This window comes from Jutongia sp., from assembly GCF_057878315.1.
In genome coordinates this window covers 1-11,859 of the sequence record NZ_DBLXSO010000064.1, presented here as the reverse complement: position 1 = coordinate 11,859, position 11,859 = coordinate 1, and the positions used below count along the sequence as shown (strand labels likewise).

The 11,859-nt window shown below is 49.3% G+C and carries 11 protein-coding genes and 1 tRNA gene; 8 read left to right on the top strand and 4 right to left on the bottom strand.

The genetic code is table 11. The features are described from left to right. The 4 genes from hrcA to dnaJ form a co-directional block, all read left to right on the top strand. Positions 1–1,042 (top strand): heat-inducible transcriptional repressor HrcA (hrcA, locus tag ACZLMD_RS12000; protein WP_489495797.1); only part of this gene is annotated, 1,042 nt, incomplete at its 5' end. 13 nt (positions 1,043–1,055) lie between these two features. Further along, positions 1,056–1,715: a nucleotide exchange factor GrpE gene (gene grpE, locus ACZLMD_RS11995; RefSeq protein WP_215662872.1), complete on the top strand. Its 660-nt coding sequence runs from the start codon at positions 1,056–1,058 to the stop codon at positions 1,713–1,715. Positions 1,716–1,823: 108 nt separating this feature from the next. After that, on the top strand, positions 1,824–3,710 hold the full coding sequence (gene dnaK / locus ACZLMD_RS11990; protein ID WP_215662869.1) for a molecular chaperone DnaK: 1,887 nt from the start codon (positions 1,824–1,826) through the stop codon (positions 3,708–3,710). A gap of 135 nt (positions 3,711–3,845) precedes the next feature. Then, a complete protein-coding gene (gene dnaJ, locus ACZLMD_RS11985; protein WP_215646861.1) occupies positions 3,846–5,039 on the top strand; it encodes a molecular chaperone DnaJ in 1,194 nt (397 codons plus the stop codon). 80 nt (positions 5,040–5,119) lie between these two features. Here the strand turns inward: dnaJ and ACZLMD_RS11980 are convergent, their stop codons facing one another. Further along, positions 5,120–5,599 (bottom strand): S-ribosylhomocysteine lyase, encoded by a 480-nt coding sequence (locus ACZLMD_RS11980; protein ID WP_215646859.1) that lies wholly within the window; start codon positions 5,597–5,599, stop codon positions 5,120–5,122. 158 nt (positions 5,600–5,757) lie between these two features. Between ACZLMD_RS11980 and ACZLMD_RS11975 the strand changes: the two genes are divergently transcribed. From ACZLMD_RS11975 to ACZLMD_RS11965, 3 genes are read left to right on the top strand one after another with little or no spacing between them, the layout of a single operon-like run. Continuing rightward, the gene (locus ACZLMD_RS11975; RefSeq protein WP_489495795.1) at positions 5,758–6,537 is read left to right on the top strand and encodes a 5'-methylthioadenosine/S-adenosylhomocysteine nucleosidase; all 780 of its coding nucleotides are present in this window, start codon (positions 5,758–5,760) and stop codon (positions 6,535–6,537) included. After that, positions 6,534–9,398 (top strand): transporter substrate-binding domain-containing protein, encoded by a 2,865-nt coding sequence (locus tag ACZLMD_RS11970; RefSeq protein ID WP_489495793.1) that lies wholly within the window; start codon positions 6,534–6,536, stop codon positions 9,396–9,398. Before ACZLMD_RS11975 ends, ACZLMD_RS11970 begins: the two co-directional genes overlap by 4 nt. Beyond that, positions 9,395–9,967 (top strand): HD domain-containing protein, encoded by a 573-nt coding sequence (locus ACZLMD_RS11965; RefSeq protein ID WP_055231534.1) that lies wholly within the window; start codon positions 9,395–9,397, stop codon positions 9,965–9,967. The genes ACZLMD_RS11970 and ACZLMD_RS11965 overlap by 4 nt, the downstream gene beginning before the upstream one ends. Here the strand turns inward: ACZLMD_RS11965 and ACZLMD_RS11960 are convergent. Both ACZLMD_RS11960 and ACZLMD_RS11955 read right to left on the bottom strand, forming a co-directional pair. Continuing rightward, complete coding sequence (locus tag ACZLMD_RS11960; protein WP_014079167.1) at positions 9,961–10,251, bottom strand: hypothetical protein; 291 nt, start codon at positions 10,249–10,251, stop codon at positions 9,961–9,963. The two genes, ACZLMD_RS11965 and ACZLMD_RS11960, sit on opposite strands and share 7 nt — an antisense overlap. 19 nt (positions 10,252–10,270) lie before the next feature. Beyond that, entirely contained in the window at positions 10,271–10,492 is a 222-nt protein-coding gene (locus ACZLMD_RS11955; protein WP_288626699.1) for a helix-turn-helix domain-containing protein, read from the bottom strand. 200 nt (positions 10,493–10,692) lie between these two features. Here ACZLMD_RS11955 and ACZLMD_RS11950 point away from each other — a divergent pair. After that, positions 10,693–10,775: transfer RNA gene (locus tag ACZLMD_RS11950), tRNA-Leu, on the top strand. 144 nt (positions 10,776–10,919) lie between these two features. Here the strand turns inward: ACZLMD_RS11950 and ACZLMD_RS11945 are convergent. Then, positions 10,920–11,744: a bacteriohemerythrin gene (locus ACZLMD_RS11945; RefSeq protein ID WP_055231536.1), complete on the bottom strand. Its 825-nt coding sequence runs from the start codon at positions 11,742–11,744 to the stop codon at positions 10,920–10,922. Positions 11,745–11,859 lie beyond the last annotated feature (115 nt).

Below are 11,859 nucleotides of genomic sequence, written 5' to 3'. Positions count from 1 at the left end.
GGAATTAGATGAACGTAAAATAAAAATTTTAGATGCGATCATCCGCAATTATCTGGAGACAGGCGAGCCGGTTGGGTCGAGAACCATTTCAAAGTATACAGATCTGAATCTGAGTTCTGCGACTATCCGCAACGAGATGGCAGACCTGGAGGAACTGGGTTATATCCTGCAGCCACATACTTCCGCAGGACGTATTCCTTCCGATAAGGGGTATCGGTTTTATGTAGATCATCTGATGGAAGAGAAGAACCGTGAAGTTGATGACATGAAGAAGTTTGTCATTGAACACACGGAAAAAGTAGATCAGGTTCTTCAGCAGGTGGCAAAGATGCTGGCGGCAAATACCAACTATGCGACGATGGTGTCGGCACCGAGCTACCACCGCAACAAGGTAAAGTTCATACAGCTTTCCAATGTGAATGAAGAACAGATACTGGCAGTGATTGTCACGGAGGGCAATCTGGTCAAGAACAAGATTATTCCAGTATCCGAGCCGATCGACAATGAGACGATGCTGAAGTTAAATATTCTGCTGAACTCGAATCTCAACGGTCTTGCCTTGCAGGATATCAATCTCGGCACGATCGCCAAGTTGAAGGAGCAGGCGGGAATCCACAGCGACATCATCAGTGATGTGCTGGATACCGTGGCAGAGACGATGGGACAGGATGAGGATATCCGGATCTATACGAGCGGGACAACGAACCTGTTCAAATACCCGGAGTTAAGTGATTCCACAGAAAAAGCGAGTGAACTGATCTCCACATTTGAGGAGAAGCAGCAGCTTGCATCACTTGTCACTGAGAACCTGTTGGAAGATAAGAGCACAGGGATTCAGGTTTATATAGGAAATGAAAGCCCGATTCAGACGATGAAGGACTGCAGCGTGGTTACAGCAACCTATGAATTGGGAGAAGGGATTCGCGGAACTATCGGTATTGTAGGACCGAAGCGAATGGATTATGAGAAAGTCATGGATAACCTGAAGGTATTGAAGAATTCTCTCGATGGAATTTTGGACAGACCAAAAGGGGAGACATAGATGGAGGATTGGAATGGCAGAGAAAAAAGAAGAAATGATGGAAGAAGTATTAGAGGATCTTGAAAAAGATGCCGCAGAGAAGCAGGCAGAAGAGGTAAGCGAGGCGGAGGAGACAGAGACTGAAACAGAAGCAGCTGAATCCGGCGAGCAGGCAGAAGAGACAGAGGAATCTGAGGCAGAGGACGGACAGGAAGCGCCTGCCGATGAGAAGAAGGGATTCTTTAAGAAAAAGAAAGATAAAAAAGACGAACAGATCGAGGAACTGAATGATAAATTAAAACGTCAGATGGCGGAATTCGACAACTTCCGTAAGCGCACAGAGAAAGAAAAAACACAGATGTACGATATGGGAGCAAAAAGTATCATTGAGAAGATCCTTCCAGTGATTGACAATTTTGAGAGAGGACTGGCAGCAGTACCGGAGGAGCAGCGAGAAGATGCGTTTGTCGTCGGGATGGATAAAGTATACAGACAGATGCTTACCGAGCTTGATGCAAGCGGAGTAAAGCCGATCGAGGCAGTCGGTCAGGAATTTGATCCGAACTTCCACAATGCAGTGATGCAGGTGGAAAGCGAGGAGTACGATTCCGGAGTGGTCGCACAGGAGTTACAGAAGGGTTATATGTATAAGGATTCTGTTGTGCGCCACAGCATGGTTGCAGTGGTATCATAGCAGCCGTTTTATCAGTCAGACGTGCCGGCATCGTAAGATGTCCGCGTTAATATAAATGCAGCAAAAGTAACAAATTTGTTTTTAGAATATGATGAGGAGGAATCTATCATGGGAAAAATTATCGGAATTGATTTAGGAACAACAAACAGCTGTGTAGCAGTGATGGAAGGTGGAAAACCTACCGTTATCGCCAACCAGGAAGGTGCAAGAACAACACCGTCTATCGTAGCATTTACGAAGACCGGTGAGAGACTCGTCGGTGAGCCGGCAAAGCGTCAGGCAGTCACCAACGCAGAGAAGACAATCTCTTCCATTAAGAGACATATGGGAACCGATTACAAGGTAGCAATCGATGACAAACAGTATTCTCCGCAGCAGATTTCCGCAATGATTCTGCAGAAGTTAAAGGCAGATGCGGAAGGATACCTCGGAGAGAAAGTAACAGAAGCAGTCATCACGGTTCCGGCTTACTTCAACGACGCACAGCGTCAGGCAACCAAGGATGCAGGTAAGATCGCAGGACTGGATGTAAAGCGTATCATCAACGAGCCGACAGCAGCAGCACTTGCTTACGGTCTTGACAATGAGAAAGAGCAGAAGATCATGGTATACGATCTCGGCGGTGGTACATTCGATGTATCTATTATCGAGATCGGTGATGGTGTCATCGAGGTACTTTCTACAAACGGTGATACACACCTTGGCGGTGATGACTTCGATAACAGAGTGACACAGTGGATGATCGATGAGTTCAAGAAGGCAGAGGGCGTAGACTTATCCACAGATAAGATGGCACTTCAGAGATTAAAGGAAGCAGCTGAGAAGGCAAAGAAAGAGCTTTCTTCCGCAACCACAACCAACATCAACCTTCCGTTCATCACAGCAACTGCTGAGGGACCGAAGCATTTTGATATGAACCTGACCAGAGCAAAGTTCGACGAACTGACACATGATCTGGTAGAGAAGACCGCAATCCCGGTTCAGAATGCAATGAGAGATGCCGGACTGACCAACGCTGATCTGGGTCAGGTATTGTTAGTAGGTGGATCGACACGTATCCCGGCTGTACAGGATAAGGTAAGACAGCTCACAGGCAAAGAGCCGAGCAAATCCTTAAACCCGGATGAGTGTGTAGCCATCGGTGCTTCCATTCAGGGTGGTAAGCTTGCAGGTGATGCCGGTGCGGGTGAGATCTTACTTCTGGATGTAACACCGCTGTCACTGTCCATCGAGACCATGGGTGGTATTGCAACAAGACTGATCGAGAGAAATACGACTATCCCGACCAAGAAGAGCCAGATCTTCTCCACCGCAGCAGACAACCAGACCGCTGTAGACATCAACGTTGTACAGGGTGAGAGACAGTTTGCAAGAGATAACAAGTCCCTTGGCCAGTTCCGTCTGGATGGTATCCCGCCAGCACGTCGTGGTGTACCGCAGATCGAGGTTACATTCGATATCGATGCAAATGGTATTGTAAACGTATCCGCAAAGGATCTGGGAACAGGCAAAGAGCAGCATATTACAATCACAGCTGGTTCTAATATGTCTGATGATGAGATCGATAAGGCAGTCAGAGAGGCAGCTGAGTACGAGGCACAGGATAAGAAGAGAAAAGAAGCAATCGATGCAAGAAATGATGCAGATTCCTTCGTATTCCAGACACAGCAGGCACTGGATCAGGTTGGCGCAAACCTGGATGCAGCCGATAAGTCGGAAGTAGAGAACGACATGAATGCAGTGAAGTCATTCCTGGATGCACATCAGAATGCAGAAGAGATGACAGAGGCGGATGTGACAGAGTTAAAATCCTTGCAGGAGAAGCTGACACAGAGTGCACAGAAGGTATTTGCAAAGATGTATGAGCAGACACAGGCGGCACAGGGTGCAGCAGGCGCAGGTCCTGATATGGGCAATATGGGCGGTGCAGGAAGCACAGGAAGCACAGGCGCTGCAAACGACGATGTTGTAGATGCGGACTTCAAGGAAGTATAATCTGACAGAAGCTGCGGCATTTACAAAGAAGCCAGAGTGTGTTACGATATTTCAACGCAGTGTATAAAACATGGGGTTTCTGGATGGTGACATCTGGAAACCCTGTGTGCAGTAGAGAGGAATAGAGGAAAAGTTATGGCGGATAAGAGAGATTATTATGAGGTCTTGGGCGTAAGCAAGACCGCATCGGACGATGAGATCAAGAAAGCATTCCGTACTCTTGCCAAAAAGTATCATCCCGACATGCACCCTGGGGATAAAGAGTGTGAAGAAAAGTTCAAGGAAGCACAGGAAGCCTATGCGGTGCTTTCCGATGCAGAAAAAAGAAAGCAGTATGACCAGTTTGGTCATGCAGCGTTTGACGGCACCGGTGGTGGAGCGGGCGGATTCGATTTCTCCGGCATGGATATGGGAGACATTTTTGGAGACATTTTCGGAGATTTCTTTGGTGGTGGTTCCAGAAGAAGAACAAATGATGGTCCTATGAAGGGCTCCAACTTAAGAACCAGTGTCCGCATCACATTTGAGGAAGCAATCTTTGGATGTGAGAAAGAGATTGAGATGGTGTTAAAGGATGAGTGCCATTCCTGCCATGGAACAGGTGCAAAGCCGGGTACTACACCGGAGACCTGCCCGAAGTGCGGTGGTAAGGGAAAGGTTGTATTTACACAGCAGTCTTTCTTTGGTACGGTGCAGAATGTGCAGACCTGCCCAGACTGTGGTGGATCCGGAAAGATCATCAAAGACAAGTGCCCGGATTGCCGGGGTACCGGATACATTGCAAGCAAGAAAAAGATTCAGGTATCGATTCCGGCAGGTATCGACAACGGACAGAGCGTCCGTATCCGGGAGAAGGGCGAGCCGGGAATCAACGGCGGACCGAGAGGCGATCTGCTCGTGGAGGTTGTCGTATCGAGACATCCGACCCTGCAGCGTCAGGATATGAATATTTATTCCACCGCACAGATTTCTTTTGCTCAGGCAGCATTGGGCGGCGAGATTCGTATTCATACGGTGGACGGTGACGTGCTGTATGAAGTGAAGCCGGGAACACAGACGAACACAAGAATTCGCCTGAAAGGAAAAGGCGTGCCGTCCCTCCGCAACAAATCAGTTCGCGGCGACCACTATGTGGATCTGGTGGTACAGACGCCGACCGGGCTTTCTGCAGACGCAAAGGAGGCGTTACGTCAGTTTGATGCGCTGACGGGTGATTCCTTAAACCGAACGGGCGCCCAGGATGGGGCAGGTTCTTCCGATAAGCAGGAGAAGCCTAAGAAAAAGAAGGGATTCATGGATAAGATCAAAGAATCCCTGGACGATATTTAAATCAAATTACAAAAAACAAAGGGTGTAAAGTCTTTATTGAGAGATTGAGACGATACACCCTTTTTCTTTGATCAGATTTTTTATTCCGGATAGATGAGATGCGCTGCATCAATGTGATACAGGGTATTCTCCAGATAACGATTCGCAAGATAATTCGCCATGCCAAGATTCATATCCAGATAGTTTCCACAGTCCTTTGGTGCGGCGCCGGGTACATCGCCCTGAAAATCCCGGATAAATTCAAACATTTCGATCATTAACGGAACGATGTCCTTCGACTCGTAATCCCCGGCAAGGAGAAGATAGAAGCCGGTGCGGCATCCCATTGGTCCAAAGTAGACGGTCTTATCGGAGAAGTCCTTGTGATTCCGCAGGAAGGTAGCACCCAGATGCTCGATTGTGTGCACTTCCGCCGTGTTCATGACCGGTTCGTCGTTCGGTGAGGTCATGCGAAGATCGAACGTAGTGATGACTTCCGCTCCGACATGATCCTTTCTGGACACATAGATGCCCGGCTGTAATTTGATGTGGTCTATGGTAAAGCTAGCAATTTTTTCCATATAAAAATCCTCCTGTCTGTATCTACTAAAACCTTAAAACAGAAAGCGGTATCCGTCAAGAAAAAAATACGTCCCTTGACATCGGGAAGTTTAACAACGTATAGTAGATACAACAGAAATGAGAATGTGCTAGAAGAAAAGACAGAAATGAGGAAAACATGCCAAATTACGATTTCAAAAAACAGCCGGTGCTTCTGATTCAGGGAGCGATGGACACGGAGACAGAATATCTGATCGGGCAGCTTGACGAACCGGAGGAGATAACCTGCGGCAACTGGAAATTCTATACGGGATTCCTAGGGAAGCACGCGGAGCCGGTCGTTATCTCGCGCACCTATCAGGGGATGGTGAATGCGGCGGCGGCAACCGCCATTGCCATGACACAGTTCTGCCTGTGGGCGGTGATTAACCTGGGGATTGGCGGAGGTCATGATGCGCGGTTTCATCGGGGAGACATCGTGGTGGGGGAGCGCGTGGTTCCGATGGGAGCCATGATCCGGAAATACGCGCCCGAGGGAGCCGGAATCGATGAGTGTGATTTTGAGCCGCTGCCGATTGAAATTTTCGATAAAACACTTGGACAGACAAGGAAAGTACTCGATTTCCCGTGTGATGAGAGGCTTGGGGATGCGGCGATGAAGGTACAGACGGATGTTTATGTGGGCAGAGGAGTGATCGGCTCGGCGGATGAGTGGAACAACCAGCTGGACCGGATCGCACTGCTAAGAGAGCGGTATAAGACTGCGGTAGAAGATATGGAATCCGCAGCTCCGGCAGAGCTTTGCCTGGCGCATGGCATACCGTTTCTGGGAATCCGCATTATCTCCAACTCGATCGTTACGGGAGAGAGCTTTGAGGAAGCGGTAGGCGTGGATGTGCAGAAATTTGCGGTATCCTTTGTGGAGCAGCTGCATGGTATGAGGGAGGAACAAGAGTGACCGGAAGATACAGACGCGTGGCGGCGCTGATTTGCTTTGTTTGCTGTGTGCTGTGCAGTACCTTGAGCGTGACGGCGGCAGTGGCGGATCAGGAGAAACGACATCTGATCAAAGTCGGGTATATCGATTATGATGGATTTATTACTGAAGAAAAGGACGGAACTTACACGGGCTACGGTGTGGAATATCTGCGCAAAATTGCAGAATATACCGGCTGGGAGTATGAATTCGAGTATGACAGCTGGGATCAGCAGTTAAAAAAACTTGAGACCGGTGAGATCGATATGATCTGCCAGGCGCAGCGAACAAAAGAGCGGGAGAAGCAGTATCTTTTTTCGGACTATGCCATCGGGGCGGAGACGAGTGTTCTGTACGTGAGTAAAGAGAACGATATTTACTACTACAATGACTATGCCGCCTATAACGGCATGCGCGTAGGTATGCTTAGGGACAGCTTCCAGAATCAGGAATTCAGGGACTATGCCGCCGAAAAGGGATTTTCCTACGAGGAGAGCATCTATGACACGCAGGAGGCATGTTTTGGTGCGCTCGATCGCGGCGAGATTGACGCGGTTGCCATGGGAAGTCTTGCACTCAAGACGGATTACAAGATCATCTGCCGCTTCGGTTCCGATCCGTTCTATATTATGACTGGGAGGCAGAACAAGGAACTGCTTGCCGAGGTAAACGAGGCGCTCGGTCAGATTGCCGAGGCAGGAGCTTCGTTTCAGACGGATCTCTATCAGAAATATTACGGGGAGAAGGAGGCGGAGGGAGAGGTCGTCTTTACCAGAGAGGAAGCAGAATACATTCAAGGGTCAGGCGTGATTACGGTGGCGTTTATTGCTTCAAGAGCACCGTTGTCCTACCGGAACGCGGAAGGAAATGTCGACGGTATTACAGTTGACATTCTGGATCTGCTGTCAGAGCGCAGCGGTCTGACATTTCAGTATGTGATGATGCCGCAGGGAATGCGCACGGCGGACTATCTGTCCAAGTATCCGGACAGTCTGGTTGCAGGGGTGCTCTCGGACAATCCTGATTTCCAGAAGGAGCCCTATATTCTGACGGACAGCTTTTATACGGATGACGTCGCACTGGTCGGAAGAAACGGACAGGAATATGATGTGGATGCGGACGATGTTTCATACCGTCTGGCAATTCCGGCAAGCTATGTCGGGCTGGAACATTATATCCAGATGAATGCACCACAGTTTGAGATCTGTGAGGAGAAGAACTTAGAAGACTGTCTGGCCATGGTTTTGGACGGAAAAGCAGATTTTGCGGCGCAGAATGTCAGCGTGCTGACGCCGTATCTGGCAAATCCCTATTATGAGGAACTTGCTGCTGTCCCGACTTTTTTTATGGAGGAAAATACGGGAATCGTCGGGTTGGACAGCGAGGAACACCGCATGCTGATAAAGATTTTGAACAAGTGCATTGGGATGATATCAGAAAAAGAGATTGCCCAGTTTAAGGTGGATCACACGCTGGCAACCGCCTATGAGCCGACACTCTCCGATATGGTATACAAGTTCCGTTATCCGATAGCCGTGATCGGCATCCTTCTGCTGCAGATTGTCGCATGGATGGTTGCATTTGAACTTTTGAGACGCAGAAATTACCACAAGCTGGAAGAGAAAAACGAGCAGCTCGCTGTGGCGGTGGCACAGGCCAACAGCGCCAATGAGGCAAAGGGACAGTTCCTTGCGCGGATGAGCCATGAGATTCGTACGCCGATCAATGCCATTGTGGGGCTGACTGAGATCGCAAGACACCGCAGCGATGAAGGGGGAGGGGTAGAAGAGTGTCTGGATAAGATCGATACCTCATCCAAAGTGCTGCTTGCGATTGTAAATGACGTACTTGATATGTCTGCGATCGAGAGCAACAAGATTAAAATTGCGCAGGCACCGTTTTCCTTAAAAGAGGTGTTGGATTCAATTTCAGCAGTATATGGAACGCAGTGTGAGCAGAAAAAGATTGCCTTTACCGTGGAGATGGACGAGGTACAGGTGGAGCAGGTCCAAGGTGATGTGCTGCGCCTCAATCAGGTATTGCTGAATCTGATTTCCAACGCCTATAAGTTTACGCCAGAGGGCGGGAGTATCCGCGTGACGGTCAGCGAACTGCCAATGCAGCAGGAACAGTTCTTCTATAAATTTGTGGTGACGGATACCGGCGAGGGAATGAGCGAGGAAATGCAGGAGCGGCTGTTCCTGCCGTTTGAGCAGGAGGAGGCCGAGACGGCACAGCATCACGGCGGAAGCGGACTCGGACTTTCTATCGCCAAAAATCTGGTGGAACTGATGGGTGGATCGATCTCCTGCCAGTCGAAGAAGGGTGTCGGAACAACCTTTACAGTATCCCTGCCGCTGGCACACGCAGTGGATGAGAAAAAGCAAAAAGCAGAAGAGACGGGGGAAGGTGAAGCAGAAGAAGATGCGTCAGAGTCTTATGATTTTGGCGGCAGACGGATTCTTCTTGCGGAAGATACCGAGATGAACGCGGAGATTGTCACGGAGCTGCTGGAGCTTGTGAACATGCATGTGGATCATGCGTGGAACGGTGAGGAAGCAGTGGAGCGGTATATGGAATCAGCACCGGGAACCTATATGGCAGTCCTGATGGATGTCCAGATGCCGGGAATGAATGGCTATGAAGCGGCGAAAGCGATCCGCGCACAGAAGAGCAGCCGCCCGGATGCCGGAGAGATACCGATCTACGCAATGACTGCAAATGCATACACCGAGGACATCAGTGCGGCGTTGAATGCGGGAATGAACGGACATATTGCAAAGCCGGTGGATACCGCAGCATTGTACCGCCTTTTAAAGAAGAGCATGGAGGAAACGGAATGAGAGAGAAGATTCGCACATTTTCCGGAATACATATGTCACCGGCAGACCCCAGACCGGAAGAAATCTGTATCGAGGATATTGCACATGCGCTGTCGTTAATGACACGTGCCAACGGGCATTTTCCGGTATTTTATTCTGTTGCGCAGCATAGCCTGGACTGTGCTGCAATGGCGCAGGCCGAAGGGCGCAGCAGCAGGGAGGTTCTGGCGTGTCTGCTGCATGATGCGAGCGAGGCATATCTGTCGGATATCACCAGGCCGGTGAAGGGCTGTCTGCCCGAATACCGCAGGATTGAGCAGGTGCTTCAGGAGATGATCTATGAAAAATACCTGATTGCGCCGCCGACGGAGCGGGAGCGCGAGATTGTAAAGCGCATGGATGATACCTGCCTGTATTATGAATTTGAACATTTCACGGGAGAAAAATTATTTGATGTGGCACCGCAGGCGACGGTGCTGCCGGAATACCGGGAGTGCCCGATGCGGGAAGTGGAAAAAAAGTTCCTGGCACTGTTTGAGAAACTGATGGCGCAAACAGTGCAGGAAGATGGCGTGCGTACGGATCAGTAGTTGCTTAAGATCAGTCTGCGCCGGAAAGAAGTGTCCAGCTGGTCGATGGTGCGTCTTGCCTGCCCGTAGCGGTTGCGGTTCGTGCGGATCACATAGATCTGGTGTGCACCGCGGTATTTTTCCCGAAGAAAAAACGGAACCTTGATCCAGCCCCGGGTAAAGGGGATCTGGTTCTCAATCAGAAGCTGTGCCGCCTGATTGCTGATGCGTTCATTGGTGGTGCGGCACAGCTCCACGTCTTTGTCAATCTGGTGAATATCACCTAAAATCTTTCCTTTTGTCATAAAAACTCCTCCTTCATGCTTAACGAATCCTGATCTGAATCTGCTTCCCGAGACTGTCGGCAACCTTAATCAGAAAATCAAGGCTGGGATTGTAACGGCCGCTCTCAAAACGGGATATATTGGATTTCCTGGTGCCTACGCGCTCTGCGAGCACCTCCTGCGTCACATTCTGCGCCTTGCGCGCGCTCTTTAGCTGTTCCACGACCTCATAGCGCGGGGTAAGCGGGCTTTGTTCCTTCATGAATCCCTCAATTCTCCTGAAAAATACAGGTGTTCCGTAAAAAATCGTCTGCTATAAAGTTATCATATATGATAACTTTTGTCAATGAAATCAGGAAGAGGAGTGAGGTGTGAAAAGTGAAAAATGTGGTTGCAATATGAAGGAGGGTATGATATGATAAATCGTGCGTGAGCGAGACGGAGAGATCCGATCGCAAGACTGCCGGCGTGGCGGAATGGCAGACGCATCAGACTCAAAATCTGACGGGGGCAACCTCGTGCCGGTTCAAGTCCGGCCGCCGGCATTATATTGAAAAGAGCATACAAAAGGAGCTGTGAATATCATTCACAGCTCCTTTTGTATGCTGGATTCGCAGCGCATGTTTAAGAACTTGAAATGCGTACGGCATAAATGTGTACGGTATATTGTCTGTGCCTGTCCGCAGCGGTTATGCCTGGACAGGAATCTTTTTGTCGGAATAGAGGATATGGTTGATCAGCCATCCAAGCAGAAATTCGATCAGGCTCTCCATATATTTTTGCGGATTTTCGTCCAGCTCGATCAGGTTGATGCTCTCAAGTCTGGCGACGAAAGAAGCGTGCGCATTTTTCTGTGCGGCAAGCCCCTCATAACCGATCTTCTCCATGTAAGCTTCTTCGTCGGCAAAGTGGGTTACGGTATAATCCGTGAGTTCGTGGATGATAGATAAAAGCTCATCGTAGCACGTAATGACGTCGTTGGATTTTACCAGCTGATAGGCGCGCTCCACGATGCAAAAGAGCTGCTGATGCTCCAAATCAACTATTTCAATGCCGGTCAGATAATCGTCTGTGAATTCACACGGGTTGTCGCGGATCATCCATTCCTCTAACGGCGGCAGCTTGCCGATCATGATGTCGCTTCCGAGAATATGGTGATACAGCCATTTGGCAAGGAAATTCAAAAGATCGGTGACAACCTGCTGCTGCTTTCCGGGGTCATCGATGTCTGCAAAGGAAAAATCGCGGATTTTGTCGCGGAAAAGAGAGTGCTGCATGCGCTGACGGATCAGCTCCGGATCGCGGATCTGCTCCATGTAAGCCTCCTCATGTGCAAAATGGGTATCGGCATACTGCGTCAGCTCCTCCAGCAGATGGGTGATCTGGGTGCAGCGGTCGTTGGAATCGGTATGGTTGAGTATGTCCATAGCCTGATTGATCAATGAGAACAGACGGCGGTGCTCGTCATCCAGCTCCTTGATCCCGATCAGGCAGTCATCTGTAAATTGGAACATGGTTTTATCCTCCGTGAAATCATGTGTTGTAAAAGATAGTTTTCTGTGTGCTTATTATAGCATCGTCACACGAAAAAAGCTACTTTCGCAGTCCAGCTTTTTTCTCTCCCAGAAT